This is a genomic window from Myxococcus sp. AM011 (assembly GCF_013372595.1).
Taxonomy (GTDB): domain Bacteria; phylum Myxococcota; class Myxococcia; order Myxococcales; family Myxococcaceae; genus Myxococcus; species Myxococcus eversor.
Genome location: NZ_JABXEM010000249.1, coordinates 1 through 16,999, shown reverse-complemented (window position 1 = coordinate 16,999; position 16,999 = coordinate 1). Strand labels below are relative to the sequence as shown.

Sequence of the window (16,999 nt, the reverse complement as noted above, 5' to 3'; positions counted from 1 at the left end):
CCCCCGGCCCCCGCCCTGCGGGCCTGTCTGCGCATCGTGTCGCGGATGACGTCGGTGGCGCTGCGCTGAGTTCGTGACACGACGGCGCTCCGATGCGGTCCGTGTTCGGACTCGACTCGTGCGGCGCGAGCCGTCACTGTGGCGCGCTCGAACGGCGGCGGGCCGGGCCGTTCCCCAGTGCGCAGCGTCCTTCCATCCGGCCGCGAGGGAGTCGACATGAAGTACACGAACCTGGGGCGCTCGGGTCTCTCCGTCAGCAGGCTGTGCCTCGGCACGATGAACTTCGGCTGGACCACCGAGGAGCCCGACGCCCACGCCATCATGGACTCCGCGCTGGAGCGCGGAATCAACTTCTTCGACACGGCCAACGTCTACGGTTGGGGCGAGAACAAGGGCCGCACCGAGCAGATCATCGGCAACTGGTTCGCGCAGGGCGGCCGCCGGCGCGAGCGCACCGTCATCGCCACCAAGCTCTACGGCCCCATGGGGGAGTGGCCCAACGAGGGCAAGCTGTCCGCGCTCAACATCCGCCGCGCGCTGGACGCCAGCTTGAAGCGGCTGCGCACCGACTACATCGACCTGTACCAGTTCCACCACGTGGACCGCGCCACGCCGTGGGAGGAAATCTGGCAGGCGATGGAGGTCGCCGTCGCCCAGGGCAAGGTGCTCTATGTGGGAAGCAGCAACTTCGCCGGCTGGCACCTCGCCCAGGCGCAGGCCGCCGCCGCGCGCCGCGACTTCATGGGGCTGGTCAGCGAGCAGTCCCTCTACAACCTGATGGCGCGCACCGTGGAGCTGGAGGTGCTGCCCGCCGCCCAGCACTACGGCGTGGGAATCCTCCCGTGGTCTCCGCTCCAGGGCGGCCTGCTCGGCGGCGTGCTGAAGAAGGAGCGCGAGGGCAAGCGCCGGCTGGAGGGCCGCGCGCAGGAGGCCCTCCAGAAGAATCGCGAGAAAATCGAGCGCTACGAGAACCTCGCCGCCGAGCTGGGGCACGAGCCGGGTGACGTCTCGCTGGCGTGGCTGCTCCATCAGCCCGCCGTCACCGCGCCCATCATCGGGCCGCGCACCGCGGGCCAGCTTGACGCGGCGCTCCGTGCGCTCGACGTGAAGCTCGACGAGAAGACCCTGGCCACGCTGAATGAAATCTTCCCGGGCCACCGCCCCGCGCCCGAGGACTACGCTTGGTAATGACGCCTGGGCGTGCTCAGTGCAGCGGCGGTCCAGGAGGCTCCGGCGGCCGGGGTGGATTCTCGGCCCCGGCGTCAGGCCCCGCGCGTGGCAGCACGACGATGAAGGTGGTGCCCGCGCCGGGGTGGCTCTCCAGGAAGATGTGGCCGCCATGGGCCTCCACGAGCTGGCGGGTGATGAACAGGCCCAGGCCCAGGCCTCCGTAGTGACGGCTGGACACCGCGCGCTCGAAGCGGTCGAAGACGCGCTCCGCGTCCTCGGGGGCGATGCCGATGCCCCTGTCACGCACCTCCAGGCGGGCCTCGTGCTCGTCGCCCCGCACGTGCACGTCCACCGGCGCGCCATGTCCATACTTGAGCGCGTTGGACAGCAGGTTGGTGATGACCTGCTCCAACCGCAGCCGGTCCCACCGGCCCGTCATGGGCGTGGGCGCGTCGACCTCCAGGCGCACGTTCACCGTCTGCGCCTCCATCTCGAAGCGGCGCGCCAGCTCGCGCACCAGCTCTCCCAGCTCCAGTGACTCCAACTGCAGCTCCATCCTCCCGCTCGACAGGCGCGACACGTCCAGCAGGTTGTCCACCAGCTTGGTGAGCCGGGTCATCTGGCGCTCGCAGGTCTCCACGCCGCGCTCCAGGCGGCCCAGGTCCAGGGGCTCTTTCTGGTGGAGCTGCCGGAAGAGGAGCTGGAGCTGGAGCTTCAAGGACGTGAGCGGCGTGCGCAGCTCGTGCGCGGCGACGCTGAGGAACTCGTCGCGGATGCGCACCGCCGACTGGGCCTCGCTCGCCAGCCGTTGCTGCTCGGCGCTGGCGCGCTCCGCGGAGGCCCTCGCGCTGACCTGGGCGCGCGTGACGAGGAACAGCAGCAGGGACATCAGCAGCCCGCCGACCGCCACGGTGGTCGGGTGGCTGGAGCTCGTCCCCTCGAAGAAGGCGGGCCGGGTGGTGAACACCAGTGTCCACGGCGTTCCGGCCACCGACAGGCTGACTTGCGAGCGCAGCGGGGTGTTGTGCTCGACTGCGGGATGCTCGACGCGCGAGCTGTAGAGCAGGTCATGTTCGTGGGCTTCCGTCCCATCGTAGATGGCCAGGTCGATGGTGGACTGGAAGCCGGGGAAGCGCAGGCCCTCCACCAGGTCCTTCATGCGGAAGGCCCCGAACACGAAGCCCAGGAGCCGCGCGTGGCGCTCCTCGGACGTGGTGGGCTCCGGCTTCTCGAAGAGCGGCACGTAGAGCACGAAGCCCGTCCGGAGGTCCGGGTCCTCATCCTCATCCTCCGACAACAGCCGCACCATGCCGGTCGCCGCGGGCAGCCCCGTCTCCAGCGCGCGCTGGAGGGCCGCGTGCCGCACGGGCTCCGCCAGCGCGTCGAAGCCGAGCGCGCGGGCGTTGTGCACGTCGAAGGGCTCCACCATCACGATGACGGCATGGTGAGGCCGCTCCAGCCGGGGCTGGACGTGGTACTGGGTGAAGCCCTCGGCGCGCATCAGGGCCTCGTGCTCCGCGAGCGCTTCTTGCTGAAGCCACTGCGCGAAGCCGATGCTCTGGATGCCGGGGAAGCGCTGCCTCACCTCCAGGCTCTCGGTGTACGCGCGGAACTCCCGGCGCTCCACCTCCTGGCTGCCGCTGAAGACGCCGCGCGTGCCCAGCAGCATGGCCTGGTACATGTCCATGCGCAGCTGGAGGGCCACGGTGCCGTCGGCGACGGCGTCCTCGAAGAGCTGCTCGCGCCGCAGGTCCACGCCGCGCTGGACGTAGGACGTGGCCCCCGTGGTGACGAGCAGCCCCAGCAGCAGGGCGCAGTACGCGGCCGCGTCGCGGCGCAGGTGGGTGAGCAGGGGTGTCGACACGGCTGCGTGGAGGCAGGACCGCAGGAAGGTTGCCGGGAAAGGGGCCGGGAGGACGACGAGGCGAGCTTCGAGTGCGCGGCGGCCCCCTTCAAGCCGTCCCCGCTCCCACGTGTCTTCCAGGAGAAACGCCCGGGGGCGAAACACAATGCCCGCCCGCCCGTCCGTACCTGGGACACTGCAACGGGTGCTCGCTCAGGGCATTCTAGGAGCCATGGTGCGTCACGTCATCGTCGTGGGAGCTGGCCCCGGGGGCCTGTCCGCCGCCATCAACCTGGCCGGACAGGGCTTTCGAGTCACCGTGGTGGAGAAGGACCTGGTGCCGGGAGGACGGATGAAGGGCCTGACGCTCGGACCCCAGGGCGAGTATTCGCTCGATACTGGTCCTTCCATCCTCCAGCTCCCCGGGGTGCTGGAGCGCATCTTCGAGCGGGCGGGGCGGCGACTGGCGGACTACGTGAAGCTGGTCCCCCTGGACGTCAACACGCGGGTGCGCTTCTGGGACGGCACCCACCTGGACACCAGCCGTCACCCGGAGCGCATGGAGTCGGAGCTCGCCCGCTTCGGACCCACCCAGGTGGAGGCGATGCGCCGGTGGCTTTCGGACGGACGGGAGAAGTACGGCGTCGCGTACGAGAAGTTCATCTGCACGCATGCGGGCAGCCTGGGCTACTACGCGCCCTGGCGCCTGGCGCCCACGCTGCGCTTCAAGCCGTGGCAGACGCTGTACCGGCACCTGGACTCCTTCTTCCATGACGACCGGCTGACGTACGCGCTGGCGTACCCGTCGAAGTACCTGGGCCTGCACCCGACGACGTGCTCGTCGGTGTTCAGCGTCATTCCCTTCCTGGAGCTGGCCTTCGGCGTGTGGCACGTGGACGGCGGCTTCCGCGAACTGGCGCGAGGGATGATGCGCTGCGCGCAAGACTTGGGCGCGACGTTCCGCATGGGCGCGCCGGTGGAGCGCGTGCGCGTGGAGGCGGGGCGCGTGGCGGGCGTGAAGCTGGTGGGTGGCGAGGTGCTGGACGCGGACGCGGTGGTGATGAACGCGGACCTGCCGTACGCGGCGACGAAGCTTGTGCCCGCCGAGGCGCGCGAGGGCTCGCGGCTGACGGACGCGGCGCTGGAGAAGGCGAAGTACTCGTGCAGCACCTTCATGGCGTACTACGGGCTGGACACGCGCTACGACGACTTGCCGCACCACCTCATCTATCTCTCGGAGTCCGCGCGGCGCACGGACCGCGACGCGCTGGAGGACCGGAGCGTCGACGTGGACGACCCGCCCTTCTACGTGTGCAACCCGTGCGTGACGGACCCGTCCGGCGCGCCGAAGGGACACTCCACGCTCTACGTGCTCGTGCCCACGCCCAACACCGCGCGCCCGGTGGACTGGGTGAAGACTCAGGCCACGCTGCGCGAGCGCATCCCCGACATGCTCGCGAAGGTGGGACTGAAGGGCGTGCGAGAGCACATCCGTGAAGAGCGCTACTTCACCGCGGAGACGTGGCGGGACGACTTCAACGTGTTCCGGGGCGCCGTCTTCAATCTCTCTCACACGTGGCTGCAATTGGGTCCGCTGCGGCCCCGCGTGAAGAGCCCGGACGTGGAGGGCCTGTTCTGGGTGGGCGGTGGCACGCATCCAGGCAGCGGGCTGCTCACCATCATGGAGAGCGCCAACATCGCCGCGGACTACCTCAACCGCGAGGCGGGCCAGGGGCCGCTGCCGGGCTGGCCGTATGTGCCGCCGCTCGAGGACGCGACACGAAATGCCTCGGGCCCGCCAATGCAGGCGCCCCGGGCGCGCGCTGGCTGAGCCTCCCTCCTCTCCGTGCGAACGGCGGGCCCGGCTCGCGCGGCGGCGTGGCGGGTGCGAAGCTGTCATGACTGTTCCTGGAGGTCGCGAGAGCATGCCCTTATTCATCCCGTTCGCGGTGGGTGGCCTGGTGCTGACGGCGCTGGGGCTCGGCGTGAAGCGGGCCTTCGATGAGGGCCTGATGGGGCCTCCGGACCCACCGGAGGTCCGCGCGGCGAAGGAGCGGCACGCGGTGGCGCTGGGGGCGCTCAAGTCCGCCCGGCTGCGGGTGCGGGACACCATGGCCTCGCTCGGCGAGCGGCAGGCGAAGGCGAAGGCGCAAGTCGTGGAGCCGCTGCGCGGACTGCTGGCGCGGTTGGAGCGGTGGGAGCACGCGCGGCGCGAGGACGTCCTTCCGGCCGAGGCCCTGTCCGCGCTGGAGGCGCTGCCTCCGGAGCCCGTGTCCCGTGGGACGCGGCGCGCGTGGCCGCTCTTCGGCGCGGGGGCGACGGCGCCGTCGGAGCTGGTGCCGGTGCTGGAGTGGCTGGAGCGGGGCTGGCTCCTGGAGGACGCGGTGCCGGTGGTGTTGGATGGGATGTCGTTGTTCGACGCCGCGGCGCCCTGGGCCGCCTCGCCCGCGCCGGACACGGTGGAGGCGCGCGTGCGAGGCCTGGATGACCGCGCGGCGATGCTGGTGCGGGCCACGGCCTTCCTGGAGGAGATGCTCTCGCGCCTGGCCACGCTCGACGCGCGCGTGGGGGTGCTCCATGGGCGCGCGGAGGTCCAGTTGAACTACCTGGACGCGGCCAGCTTCGAGGAGGGTGGCCCGGAGCCTCGCGAGCGACTGTCACGCCTGGGCGTGCTCGCGGGGCACCTGGTGGTGCTGCTGTGCGCGCCGGTGCTGTCGTCGGAGGGGAGGCTCGTTCCCGAGCCCCCGGTGTCACCGGAAGAAGCGCTGCTGGCTCAGACGTAGCGCTGCGCGAGCTGGGACACCTGGCCCGTCGCGTGGGTGACGGCGACGGCGGCCTGCTGCGTGGTGTCCAGGTGGCGCAGCGTGTCCGTCGTCAGCTCGTCCAGCTCGCGCACGGCGGCGAAGAGCTGGTCCACGCCCTGGTGCTGCTGGGCCACGGCCTCGGCGATTTGACGCACGGCGGACGCGGACTCGCGCGACAGCGTGGCCAGTTCGCGCAGCCGCTCTCCGCTGTTGCGCAGCGGCGTCAGCGCCGTCTCCACGCCCGCGGCGCCCTTGTTCGTCATCTCCGTGGCCTCGGTGGCGGCGGAGGCCATCGTCTCCAGCAGGCCGCGCACCTGGTTGGTGGCCTGGACGGACTGGTCCGCCAGTTCGCGCATCTGCCGCGCCACCACGCCAAAGCCCTTGCCGTGCTCGCCCGCGCGCGTCGCTTCAATGGCGGCGTTGATGGCCAGCATGTGCGACTGGTCCGCGAGCGCCTTCACCACCTCCGACACACGGCCCACCTCGCGGGCGCGCTGCTCCAAATCCATCATCTGCTCGTGCAGCCCGTCCGCGATATCGCGGATGGAGGCGAGCCCCTTCTCCGTGCCGAGCAGGGACTCCTCGCCCAGCCGGCCCACGGCCGCGGCGCGCTCGGCGACCTGGAGGATGCTGGTGGCCCGCGAGGCCGCGACGTGTGACGCCTGCTGGATTTCCTGCGCGGTGGCGCGCGCCTGATGCAGCGCCGCGGCCTGGCGCGACAGCGTCTGGTTCTGCTGGCTGCTGGCCTCCGACAGCCGCGTGCCAGCCTGGGCCAGGTCACCCGCCGAGGAGCGCAGCGAGCGCGGCAGCTCCTGGAGCCGCTGGTAGAGCTGCCACGTCGTCGCGGCCAGGTCTCCCAGCTCGTCCGTGGACACCCAGCGCGGCGGCGCGGCGCGGCCCTCCACCAGCGCCTCCAGCGACGCCCCCACCGCCCGCGAGCCCTTGGCGAGCCTCCGCGCGGCCCACGCCGCGGTGAGGATGGAGCCCAGCGCCGCGTAGCCACCGAACATGATGACCGGCAGCACCAAGTCCCGCTGCAGCGGCGCCACCGTGGCGCGCACGCGGTCCGCCGACGAGGCCTGGCCTCGCGACTCGATGTCCGTCGCCAGCTCGCCCAGCTCCCGCTCGATTCGCAGGTGCAGCGTGACGATGCTCGTCAGACACGTGACGAGCAGCGCGGACACGACGGTGGCGGGCAGGAGCCACAACTGTCGGGGCGCGAAGCCGTCGCCCGCGGGCCGGCTGCTGGGCGCCTTCTGGTACGCGTCCAGCACGGTGGGCATCAGCACCTGCTCATAGAGCATGTACAGGAGCGGGCTGCTGAACAGGCCCGCGCTCATCGACACCGCCACGCCCACCGGCACCACCGACAGGGGCCGGTCCAAGAGGAGCGCCACGCCGCCGTTGAAGAGCACCCCGCCGATGAACCACGACACCATCGATTCGCCGAACGCCAGCGTGGAGGGGATGCCAATCAACCGCTCCACGCGCTGCTTCCCCTGCGAGCCCATGGCGCGCTTCAAGAGCCACGGCAGCACGAGCACCGGCTGCGCCACCGCGCACAACCCCAGCACCAGCGGGGTGATGACTCCCAGCAGGATGCGTGTCGCGCGCGGTCCCTCCAGTGAGAGCAATTGCATGTCCACGTACAGGGCCGGACAGAAGGCCACCGTCGTGATGAGGGACCGCAACATGTACATCCGCCAGAACAGCGCGCCAGGGGTCGGAAGCGGAGGAGTAGACATCGGGAAGCAGTGACTCCGGGGTGGCAGTGACCTGAGCGTGCGGGCCGGCGCGCCCTGCGTCAACGTCCCGTTTCAGCCTGAGAGGAGGATTCCAACCAGATAGCGTGTCTGCCTGGTCGTCAGGACCGCTTCGGAACCCTACCCGCAGTCTGTCTGCATGTCAGGCAATTCCAGGAAAATTATGGGATTACCACCCGGTGAGAGAGGAACGCCTGACACCGGCACCTACACGCCTTTGCGCCGCTTCCAGGGCAGGCGAGCGTCTCGCCCGTGCCTGCACGCTCGTGAAGGGGTGTTCACACTCACACCACAACGGCTCTCAGGAGCTCACAGCCAAAGGAGACGCGTCATGGGTGAGTTGATCGACAAGGCCAAGGGCAAGATCAAGGAGACCGTGGGCGCCGCGACGGGCGACCGTTCGCTGGAGGCCGAAGGCAAGGTCGACACGGCGAAGGGCCACGCGAAGGAGAAGCTCGAGGACGCCAAGCGCGCGGTCCGGGACGCGGTGGACGACAACAAGCCTCGCCGCGATGAACCCTAGTCCGCTGTCACAAAGTTGAAGCCGACGGTCGGGTCGCGGGGCATGTCGCCCTCGCGGCCCGTCGCCGTCGTCGTCGCCCTAACGCTTCACCGCGGGCGGACACGCCACTTCAAGAAACGTCGTGGTCTTCCCACTGAGCATCACCCACAAGCAGCGCAGCACACAGCCCGCGCCGAACTCTCGGTAGATGAGACCCAGATTGGTGACCACCTCTCTGCCGGTGATGACCCCGCGCATTGGCCCTCCCCCTTCTGCTGCATCCCGTCCGTCCCGCCACCCCACCGCGCTGCCGCCGCACCCCTTCTGCAAAGCCCTGGCCGTTCTTCGCGCGGCCCGCAGGCGTCGCTCTGTTGCTCTGCGGACGTGCCAAGCGGGCCAATCCTCAGATCGAGCAGCGGGCCCCTCGCGCCTCACGTGAGATACGGACACCCGCCCCCTGGAGTTTTTTCAGGGAGGCCGTCCACCGTGCGACGCACCTCTCCTTCCCGCGCGCAGCGGGGGCTCGCACCCTCGCCACCCCTCGCGACGTCACGTCCTCACTGAACGCGGTGTCGTGCTCCACCCTCACCCAGGTCTGAGTCGAGCCGTCGCGACTGTCAGCGCACGGGACGCCGGGGCATGCGCCGGGCGCACGACGTCCAGCTCGGAGGGCGTGAGGGACGCGCGAGGACAGGAGGGCTCCGTCGTCCGCTCGGGCACGCGGCGTCCCCGGGGCCCGGGTGGCATTTGAGCGCGTCGGCCTGAATCTTCGCTTCGAGGGCTGGGATGTCGCCGCGACGCGGCGGCGGCGGACCGACGAGCAACGGCTCGCCCAGGTCGGTGTCGGGTGCATGGGATGGCGTGTCACCGCCCCACGGCGCCGACACTAAAGATGTGAGGACAGACGAAAGGAGGGTCTCGCGATGAGGCAGCACGAGCTGACCCGGATGGCCATTCCCTTGGCGTCATCACAGGGGCCCTTCCGGGGACCGAGGGGCATGACACGCCTGGTGGTGGCGACGGACTTTTCACTGCGCTCCGAGCTGGCGCTGGCCCGTGCGCTGCGGCTGCCGCTGGGGCAGGGCGCTTCCTTCACGTTGTTGCACGCGGGGCCTCTGTTGGAGGGCACCCCCGCGGGAGGCGTCGTCGCGGGAGAGCGCTGTCTGCGCAAGGCGGTGAGCGCGGTGTGTCGTCGGCTGCGGCAGCGGCCGGACGTGACGGTGCACGAGGAGCTGCGGCGGGGAGACGCGGTGGACGCGGCGGTGGCGGTGGCGCGCGAGCAGGGCGCGGAGCTGGTGGTCCTGGGCGGCACGCACGTGACGACGCCGGGGAAGGAGCTGGGAGAGCGCTCGACGGTGAGGCGCATGGTGCGGCGGCTGGACACGTCGGTGCTGACGGTGCTGCCACATCCGGCGCGGCCTTATGCGAACCCGCTGGTGGCGGTGGACTTCTCGCGCGAGTCCCGGCGGGCGCTGGAGCTGACGTTGCGGCTGTGCCCCCTGACGCCCGTGGAGGTGCTGCACGTGGTGGACACCCGAGCGGAAGAAGCGGCGCTGCGAGCGCGCGGGGTGTCACCGGAGCGCTTCTTGATATTGCAGCGGGAGCGGGAGGACGCCGCGAGGGTGGCGCTCGCCCGCTTCCTGGCTCCCTACCGGGAGACGGGGCGCGAGTTGGAAGCCCGGCTGCGTGGAGGAGAGCCGGGGGAGAGCATCCTCGCGCACGCGGCGGAGCTGGGCACGGACCTGCTGGCGCTGGCGGGCTCGGGCCCGTCCGAGGGGTGCGGCGTCTCGCTGGCGGAGCGGGTGCTGGCGAGGTCCTCGTGCGACGTGCTGGTGTCCCGTCACGAAGGACGCGCGATGTCGTGAGGGGCCGAGCGCGCGGACGCCGGGCGCGTTATGTACGCGCCCTGTGTCTTCTCGTCCTCTTGATTCCACGCCCCCCGCGAAGCCCTCCCTCAAGGAACGCCTGAAGGGGGCCGGAAGCCTGTTCCGGCAGCTCCCTGGCACGTTCCACCTCTTCTGGCGCGCGAGCCCCCAGGGCGCGGTGTTGCTGGGCGCGCTGACGCTGGTGGCGGCGGTGCTGCCGGCGGCCATCGCCTGGGTGGGCAAGCTGATTGTGGACGCGGTGGTGGCGTCCGCGCAGGGCTCGGCGGAGGCGCACTCGCGCGTCTACGGCCTGGTGGGGTTGGAGTTCGGGTTGATGCTCGGCGCGGGGGTGGTGGAGCGGGGGCTGACGCTGACGCGGGAGTTGTTGCGCGCCAACCTGGGCAACCTGCTCAACGAGCAGATTCTCCAGAAGGCGTTGGCGCTGGAGCTCCGGCACTTCGAGGACTCGGACACCTACGACAAGATGCAGAACGCGCGGCGTGAGGCGAGCAGCCGGCCGCTGTCGCTGGTGATGCAGGCGTTCTCCATCGTCCGCAACGCGATTACGTTGTCGACCTTCGCGGCGCTGTTGATTGCGCTGTCGCCGTGGAGCGTCGTGGTGCTGGTGGCGGCGTCGATTCCGGCGTTCATCGCGGAGGCGCGGCTGGCGATGGCGGGCTTCCGGCTCTACTCGTGGCGTGCGCCGGAGGGGCGCAAGCTGAACTACCTGGAGTGGATTCTCACGCGCGACAGCCACGTGAAGGAGGTGAAGCTCTTCGGGTTGGGGGAGCTGGTGCTGGGGCGCTACCGGGAGTTGTTCCGGAAGTTCTTCGCGGAGGACCGGGCGCTGGCCTTCAAGCGGATGGCGTGGGGGTTGGGGTTGGGCCTGCTGTCGCTGGCTGCCTTCTATGGCTGCTATCTGTTTGTCGCGGGGAAGGCGGCGGACGGGGCCATCAGCGTGGGCGACATGGTGTTGTACCTGGGCGTGTTCCGGCAGGGGCAGGCGGCGTTCCAGGGCATCCTGACGAGCGTGGGCTCCATGTTCGAGGACGCGCTCTTCATGAGCAATCTCTTCACGTACCTGGAGATTCCGACGGGCGCCGAGACGTCCCGGGTGTTGCCGGCGAAGTCACCGCCGCGCGGGCCGACCAATCACATCGAGCTGCGCGACGTGTCCTTCCGCTATCCGGGGAAGGAGGCGTGGGCGCTCAGGCACGTGTCGTTGACGCTGCGGCCGGGACAGAAGCTGGCGCTGGTGGGGGAGAACGGGGCGGGGAAGAGCACGTTGTTGAAGCTGCTGTTGCGGCTGTACGAGCCGACGGAGGGGGCCATCCTCTACGGGGGCGTGGACATCCGGGACATGGACGTGGGGGATTTGCGCAGCCGCTTCGGAGCGGTGTTCCAGGACTTCGTGCGCTACCAGTTCAACGTGGCGGAGAACATCGGGTTGGGGCATGTGCCGGCGCTGGAGGACCGGGGCCGCATCGTGAAGGCGGCGGAGCAGGGTGGAGCGAGCGGGGTGATTGAGACGCTGCCCAGCCAGTACGACACGATGCTGGGCGGGTGGTTCGAGAAGGGGCAGGAGCTGTCGGCGGGGCAGTGGCAGAAGCTGGCGGTGGCGCGAGCGTTCATGCGCGACGACGCGGAGGTGCTGATTCTGGACGAGCCCACGGCGAGCATCGACGCGGAGGCGGAGCACGCGTTGTTCGAGCGCTTCCAGGCGTTGGCGGCGGACCGGATGGCGATTGTGATTTCGCACCGCTTCTCCACGGTGCGGATGGCGGACCAGATTGCGGTGCTGCACAACGGCGGCGTGGACGAACTGGGCAGCCACGACGCGTTGATGGCGAAGGACGGGCGCTACGCGCACCTGTTCCGCCTGCAGGCGCGCGGCTACCAGACCTGAGGCAGGGCGCTCAGCCTCGCTCGCCGCGCAGCCGCTCCAGCTCGGCGAGGGCCTCGGCCAGGCGACGCTCGGCGTCCTCGCGGCGCTGGGTCTCCTCCGCGCGCAGGCGAGACTCCTCCGCGCGCAAGCGCATCTCCTCGGTGAGCTGGTGCTCCAGGTCCGTGTGGCTCGCCTCGACGCGCTCCATCATGTGCTCGAGTCGCGAAATCATCTCCTGGGCTTCGGGAAGCGCCGCGCCGCCGACGTAGAAGCGAAGCCGCTCGTCGTCCACCTGGAGCTCCAGGCCGAGCACGTCCGAGCGGTAGAACCCATGTTGAGGAAGGATGGGGCGGTAGGCACGGCGTCCCTCCTCGAGCCTCCAGCCGCTGAGCCGCAGCCGGCCTCGGTCAAATACGAAGTACTCGCGGATTCCGAGGCGGGCGAAGCGCTCCAGGTCCTTGCGTCGCTCCCCCGCGACGATGACTTCCAGGGCCAGGTCCGGGCCCTTTCCTTCAGCGCTCACCATCCAGCGCATGCGGGAACGGGACTCCATGTCCAACACGGCGATGACGTCCGGAGCGAACATCGACTCGCCCGGGTAGTACACGGGCAGTTCGCAAGCCAGGTACACCTTGCGGCCAATGCGAGAGAAGAAGCTCCCGAGCACCTCCCTCGTCCGCGACTTGGCCTCGTAGTGAGGGTCCCCCTCGGGAGGGTGCGTCTGTGACACGGGAAACTCGGAGGGAAGGCTGTCGATGACCTGGGCCTGCTCCTCGGGTGTCAGTTGCTCCCACAACTCCTGGGGAGGAGCGCGCGGGTCGTCCGGATTGACGCGGTAGGGGTTGGAAGCCATGGGACTGCTTCCGAGAGTAGGTCGCCCGGAATGCAGGGCCAAGGGCCGCTGGCGCGTTTCGTTCGTTGGGGCGCTGTAGGCCCCCGGGCGTTGCCCGGAAAAGCAGGAGTCGAGGTGGGCGACGTCCACTCCGAGGTCCGACTTCAGGGCGAGGGCGGCTGGTCAGGTCCCCCGGTGTGGCGCTGGCGCTTCTTGCGTGCCTTGTCCAGAAGGAGGAGCACGCACCCCAGGGCGAAGAACACCGCGGCGAACGAGGCGCCCCCGCCGATGAAGCCACCGACGAAGCCACCGAGCCCACGCACGGCGCCGCCGACGAAGCCGTCGAGTCCCCAGATGGGGGCCGAGGTGATGCCCCACACGGCGCCAGCGATGCCGCTGAGGGTGGCGGCCGCGAGGAGGACGGGCTCGATGAGGGTCATGGTCTGCCTCGTGATGCAGCGAGAGGGCCCGCGTTCCCTCCATTGAAGCACACGGGCTCGGAAGCCGCCTGGGGACGCTGTCCGCGCGAGGGCTCAGGCGGGCTGGTGCTCGCGCCCGAACTCCGTGACGAACTCGGACAGGGACTTCGTGGCCTCGGGATGCAGGGCGCCGAGCACTTCCGAGGCGAAGCTCGTGGGCGCCGAGCCGGACGCGGTGACAATCCGTCCGCCACGCACCGCGCGCGCCCCCCGTCGATAGTGCGCGGCGCCGCGGTAGGCGGGGACATGTTGCTGGAGGAAGTCGAGGGCGTTGCTGGTGTGAGCGCAATCATCGAGCAGGCCGGCCCGGGCCAGCGCGAGCGTCGCGCCGCAGATGCCAGCGACGACGAGGCCCGCGTCCGCCGCGCGCCGCAGCAAGGGCGTGAGGTCGGGGCTCGCGGCCGTCATCCAGAGCGGGGAACCAATCAGGACGAGTGCCTCGGCCTGGTCGGTGGAGAAGTCCTCGAGCGCGCCGTGGACCTGGATGGTCATTCCGCCAATCGAAGGAACCGGCCGTCCCCCCGGAGACCACCACGACACCTGGTCGCCGAAGTCCTCGCGAGCCACCGCCGCCAGCAGCGCGGGCTCCCAGTCGGCGAACGGCTCCACCACGACGAATGCGATACGGGCCAACAGCGTGCTCCTCGCTGAATGAGCCCCCGAGGATAGGGAAAGTGGCCGCGACTCTCCAGCCGAGAGAAGTCCCCGCCGCCAAGGCAAAGCAGCGGCGGGGCCCTCTCGCCCTGGGGTCAAAGTCATCCAGCTTCAGTCAGGCCGAAGTCGTCCTGCTCAGGGTAAGGGACGGCGGTTCGCGTCCGCCATGGGCGCACGACGAGCGACGTGGATGTGAGTGGTTGACTCCGTCAATTGACTCGCGGTGTGCTGTCCGCCGCACGAATGGACGGGTTCGTGCGATTCGCCAGTGCGTCAGTTCGTCCAGCGGATGTGCCACGGACCGCCGCGCCAGGCGCAGACTTCATACGCGAGTGGCTCACATGCGCCACAGGCCGTGTTCGGGGCCTGGATGAGCGTTCCATCGCAGCAGCGGATGCCGCAGGTCCGCAGGTTGGGCTGACATGCCTCCTTGACGGTCAGTGAGCAGAGCTGAGCCTCGACTTCACCGCCCTCGGTCACCTCCTCCATGGTGACCTCCTCGCCCGGCGTGGCCTCGGTGGGCGCCTGCTCCTCCGGGAGCGGACCTCCGCACGCGGTCAATGCCACGACTCCAGCCAACAGCGCACAACGACGCAGTCCCGTCATGAACATAGGTGTCTCCGTTTCCTTGGCGTCTGGGTTCTGATTGGCCCATCAGACGCAAAGACAGTAAGCCACGGAGGGACCGGAAAGGCAATATGACGGCGTGTAAGTGGTTGCCGAAGTCAATGAATTGTCCGGTGGGCGTCTGCCCATGGTGCTTGGGGCGTGAGCAGGGATTCCCCTCATGCCGCACCGCGCCCGATGCGGACGCACCGCCCGTCGGAAGCTCCGTGGCTCCTTCCGACGGGTGGCGACCTGCTCAGGGGACGTGCGTCGACGAGGGGGAGGGCGCTTCCAGGAGCCCGGTCTCGGAGAGGGCCCGAGTGGGCAAGAGGACTCTCACCGAGTACTGGTCCAGATAGGAGGAGGCCAGGGCATTGAGCCACCGGGTGTGGTCTCCCTCCCACAGCAGGCTGGTGATGGTGAAGACGCCCCCGGTGCCCACGTAGCGGTTGCGGTCCATCCCCATGCCCGGCCGGGAGGACGGCTGCCCCAGGCGTACGAACAACCTCATGTCGCGCAGGACGTTGTCGTAGACGATGAGGCCCAACACCGTGTTGGGCTCGTCCGCGGCGAGCCGCATCCCCGCGTCGGCGGTCCGCTCGATGTAGTTGCCGACGATGTGCACGCCTTGCGCCTTCACGATGCGGATGCCCTGACCGTTGTTGCGGTTGGCATAGTCATAGATGTCGTGGATGTAGTTGTTGTCGATCTGCACGTTGGCGGGCCGGTCGACGGGGTTGTTCCCGCCGACGGAGACGCCTCGGCCCGCCCGGTGGATTTCGTTGCCCAGAATCTGGACGTTCGTCGCGTCCTCGTGAATGAGCACGCCTTCCGCCGCGGAGGTGTTGGCCTGCCAGGGATAGCTCGCGATGTTCGGGAAGTCGGAGATGGTGTTCTGGTGGATGAGGATGTCATCGCAGGCCTTGATGTCGACCCCGTTCTCCCCGGCCGCATGCAGCTTGTTCTTCTCGATGAGGACGATGGCGGGTCGGCCGCCGTTCGGCTGGCACTGCACCCCGTCGCCCGAGACATCGTGGATGTCGTTCTCCACGATGAAGATGTTGCGGGACACGCCTCGCACCGCCACGCCGTGTGAGTCCGTATTCGCCCTGGAGAAGTCGTAGATCTCGTTGTTGTCGATGAGGACGAAGTCCGCGTAGCTGGCGACGACGCCACCGCCAGCCCGGCCTCCGTGCAGCACCGAGTCGGTGAGCTGGGAGCACGTGGTGCTCGTCTCGAAGAGGGCGGCGAACGACGGCCTGCCCTGGACGTCCACCTCGAAGCCCTGCACCACCCAGTACGGCTGGCTCACCGCGACCAGGCTGCCGACGTTGGTGGCCGAGGGGAGGATGCGGGGACGCCCGGCCTGCTCACCTCTCAGGACGATGGGCGCATCGACGGTGCCGGGTCGTGCCCCCTTCGGGGCGGTAATGGAGACCTGCTCGTTGTAGTCGCCTGCTCGCACCTGGATGATGTTCCCCGGCCTCGCGACCTTCACCGCCGCCATGATGGTGGAGTAGGGGTTCTGGTTGGACCCCAATGGCTTTCTGGAATCCCGTGGGCCATTCTTCGACACGTAGAGTGTGGGGCCATTGGCCTGCTCCGCCTTGGGACAGCGGTCGTAGAAGATGTCCTCTGTGAAGGCGGGTCCCTGCCTCGCGGTCTGAGTCCCCACCTCATCTGACGAAGAGCCTTCGCCAGGTGCGTCCTCCGGGCTCGCGCCACAGCCTGACGCGCCACTCCCCATCCACGCGATGAAAGCCAGACGCGTGAGCGTTTGCCCCAACCGGTGCTTCTTCATGACCGTTTCCCCCATGGCCCGCCACCGAAAGCTTCCATGGTTGTAACGGACCCTCGCCGCATCAACCTCGTAGCCCTGCGGGGCGGACACGCTTACGACGCGGAAGTCTTTCGCACTCATGCGCAGGCGCTCTATGACCAGGCGCGGGGCATTGTCTTCATGTGGGGCTTCATGGGGCCTGTCGGAGGAGGCATCGCTGGCGCGATGCTCGATTCGGCCCCTCGTCTTCCAGCTCCAGGCGCAGACGGCGCTGTGTCAGGTCGCCATCGAGACGAACACGCGCCGGGCCGCCGATGCCATGGTGGCCGCCGCGAGTCCCCCAGAAGCCGCGCGGCTCACCCGGGCGGGTTGAGCACGGCGCCGTGAGGCGTCAAACCGTCGGCAGGTGTTCGCGGACGACACCGAGCCAGTACTCCTTGCCGTAGTACTGGCTCATCTTCCCGATGAGCTTCCCATCGCGGAACAGGAGGAACGTGGGGATGCCGTAGAGGCCGAAGCGGTGGGCCAGCGTTTCGTGCTGGTAGGCGTTCACCTTCACGACGCGCATCGGCGCGCCGTCCAGCTCCGAGAGGAGCATGGGCTCGGCCTCGGCGTAGATGTCGCAGTTGGGGCAGCCGTCACCCCAGAAGTCCACCACCACCAGCTCGCCCTTCGGCTCCATGACGAGCTGGTCGAAGTTCTCCGCCGTTCCCTCATAGCTCACGGGATGTGCCATGCCCCTTGCCTAACGGGTCGCTCTGCCGGCTTCAAGCCGGGCTCGACTGGGGGGCGTCCTCCAGGCGCGGGGGTTGGGAG

General features: G+C 69.4%; 15 protein-coding genes. 7 read left to right on the top strand and 8 right to left on the bottom strand.

Annotated features, from left to right (window positions below; all coding sequences use genetic code 11):
• Window positions 1-216 precede the first annotated feature (216 nt).
• The gene (locus HUW62_RS36920) at window positions 217-1,188 is read left to right on the top strand and encodes an aldo/keto reductase (protein ID WP_176437083.1); all 972 of its coding nucleotides are present in this window, start codon (window positions 217-219) and stop codon (window positions 1,186-1,188) included.
• Window positions 1,189-1,204: 16 nt separating this feature from the next.
• On the opposite strand, the gene HUW62_RS36915 is transcribed toward HUW62_RS36920, so the two are convergent.
• Window positions 1,205-3,034: a CHASE domain-containing protein gene (locus HUW62_RS36915; RefSeq protein WP_368670572.1), complete on the bottom strand. Its 1,830-nt coding sequence runs from the start codon at window positions 3,032-3,034 to the stop codon at window positions 1,205-1,207.
• A 211-nt stretch (window positions 3,035-3,245) separates the two neighbouring features.
• On the opposite strand from HUW62_RS36915, the gene HUW62_RS36910 reads away from it, so the two are divergent.
• Complete coding sequence (locus HUW62_RS36910; RefSeq protein ID WP_176437082.1) at window positions 3,246-4,844, top strand: NAD(P)/FAD-dependent oxidoreductase; 1,599 nt, start codon at window positions 3,246-3,248, stop codon at window positions 4,842-4,844.
• A gap of 94 nt (window positions 4,845-4,938) precedes the next feature.
• Window positions 4,939-5,796 (top strand): hypothetical protein, encoded by an 858-nt coding sequence (locus HUW62_RS36905; protein ID WP_163870933.1) that lies wholly within the window; start codon window positions 4,939-4,941, stop codon window positions 5,794-5,796.
• Here the strand turns inward: HUW62_RS36905 and HUW62_RS36900 are convergent.
• Window positions 5,787-7,511, bottom strand: a complete 1,725-nt coding sequence (locus HUW62_RS36900) for a methyl-accepting chemotaxis protein (RefSeq protein WP_240357161.1) — start codon at window positions 7,509-7,511, stop codon at window positions 5,787-5,789. The two genes, HUW62_RS36905 and HUW62_RS36900, sit on opposite strands and share 10 nt — an antisense overlap.
• A 400-nt stretch (window positions 7,512-7,911) precedes the next feature.
• Here HUW62_RS36900 and HUW62_RS36895 point away from each other — a divergent pair, with 400 nt between their 5' ends.
• The 3 genes from HUW62_RS36895 to HUW62_RS36885 all read left to right on the top strand — a co-directional run bounded on the left by HUW62_RS36895 (window position 7,912) and on the right by HUW62_RS36885 (window position 11,853).
• Window positions 7,912-8,103, top strand: a complete 192-nt coding sequence (locus HUW62_RS36895) for a CsbD family protein (protein ID WP_163870931.1) — start codon at window positions 7,912-7,914, stop codon at window positions 8,101-8,103.
• Window positions 8,104-9,080: 977 nt separating this feature from the next.
• Window positions 9,081-9,947, top strand: coding sequence for a universal stress protein (locus HUW62_RS36890; protein WP_240357160.1), 867 nt, complete (start codon window positions 9,081-9,083; stop codon window positions 9,945-9,947).
• Between the two features lie 43 nt (window positions 9,948-9,990).
• Window positions 9,991-11,853: an ABC transporter ATP-binding protein gene (locus HUW62_RS36885; RefSeq protein ID WP_163870929.1), complete on the top strand. Its 1,863-nt coding sequence runs from the start codon at window positions 9,991-9,993 to the stop codon at window positions 11,851-11,853.
• Window positions 11,854-11,863: 10 nt separating this feature from the next.
• Here HUW62_RS36885 and HUW62_RS36880 read toward each other — a convergent pair whose 3' ends face one another.
• From HUW62_RS36880 to HUW62_RS36860, 5 genes are all read right to left on the bottom strand, one after another.
• Window positions 11,864-12,685 carry a Uma2 family endonuclease gene (locus HUW62_RS36880; protein WP_176437081.1) on the bottom strand — a complete coding sequence of 274 codons (822 nt, stop codon included), beginning with the start codon at window positions 12,683-12,685 and terminating at the stop codon, window positions 11,864-11,866.
• A 143-nt stretch (window positions 12,686-12,828) separates the two neighbouring features.
• Window positions 12,829-13,104, bottom strand: a complete 276-nt coding sequence (locus HUW62_RS36875) for a hypothetical protein (protein WP_163870927.1) — start codon at window positions 13,102-13,104, stop codon at window positions 12,829-12,831.
• Window positions 13,105-13,197: 93 nt separating this feature from the next.
• The gene (locus HUW62_RS36870; RefSeq protein ID WP_176437080.1) at window positions 13,198-13,776 is read right to left on the bottom strand and encodes a DJ-1/PfpI family protein; all 579 of its coding nucleotides are present in this window, start codon (window positions 13,774-13,776) and stop codon (window positions 13,198-13,200) included.
• Between the two features lie 294 nt (window positions 13,777-14,070).
• Entirely contained in the window at window positions 14,071-14,364 is a 294-nt protein-coding gene (locus HUW62_RS36865; protein WP_163870925.1) for a hypothetical protein, read from the bottom strand.
• A 295-nt stretch (window positions 14,365-14,659) separates the two neighbouring features.
• Entirely contained in the window at window positions 14,660-15,943 is a 1,284-nt protein-coding gene (locus HUW62_RS36860) for a right-handed parallel beta-helix repeat-containing protein (RefSeq protein WP_255203860.1), read from the bottom strand.
• A 412-nt stretch (window positions 15,944-16,355) separates the two neighbouring features.
• Between HUW62_RS36860 and HUW62_RS49235 the strand changes: the two genes are divergently transcribed.
• Window positions 16,356-16,556, top strand: a complete 201-nt coding sequence (locus tag HUW62_RS49235; protein ID WP_240356227.1) for a hypothetical protein — start codon at window positions 16,356-16,358, stop codon at window positions 16,554-16,556.
• Between the two features lie 18 nt (window positions 16,557-16,574).
• Here HUW62_RS49235 and HUW62_RS36850 read toward each other — a convergent pair whose 3' ends face one another.
• Window positions 16,575-16,919, bottom strand: a complete 345-nt coding sequence (locus HUW62_RS36850; RefSeq protein ID WP_163864344.1) for a co-chaperone YbbN — start codon at window positions 16,917-16,919, stop codon at window positions 16,575-16,577.
• Window positions 16,920-16,999: the final 80 nt, after the last annotated feature.

Excerpts from the sequence above, each read along its gene's own strand:
- HUW62_RS36920 (WP_176437083.1), top strand. The coding sequence starts at position 217 with ATGAAGTACACGAACCTGGGGCGCTCGGGTCTCTCCGTCAGCAGGCTG.
- HUW62_RS36910 (WP_176437082.1), top strand. The coding sequence starts at position 3,246 with ATGGTGCGTCACGTCATCGTCGTGGGAGCTGGCCCCGGGGGCCTGTCC.
- HUW62_RS36905 (WP_163870933.1), top strand. The coding sequence starts at position 4,939 with ATGCCCTTATTCATCCCGTTCGCGGTGGGTGGCCTGGTGCTGACGGCG.
- HUW62_RS36900 (WP_240357161.1), bottom strand. The coding sequence starts at position 7,511 with ATGTTGCGGTCCCTCATCACGACGGTGGCCTTCTGTCCGGCCCTGTAC.
- HUW62_RS36895 (WP_163870931.1), top strand. The coding sequence starts at position 7,912 with ATGGGTGAGTTGATCGACAAGGCCAAGGGCAAGATCAAGGAGACCGTG.
- HUW62_RS36890 (WP_240357160.1), top strand. The coding sequence starts at position 9,081 with ATGACACGCCTGGTGGTGGCGACGGACTTTTCACTGCGCTCCGAGCTG.
- HUW62_RS36880 (WP_176437081.1), bottom strand. The coding sequence starts at position 12,685 with ATGGCTTCCAACCCCTACCGCGTCAATCCGGACGACCCGCGCGCTCCT.
- HUW62_RS36875 (WP_163870927.1), bottom strand. The coding sequence starts at position 13,104 with ATGACCCTCATCGAGCCCGTCCTCCTCGCGGCCGCCACCCTCAGCGGC.
- HUW62_RS36850 (WP_163864344.1), bottom strand. The coding sequence starts at position 16,919 with ATGGCACATCCCGTGAGCTATGAGGGAACGGCGGAGAACTTCGACCAG.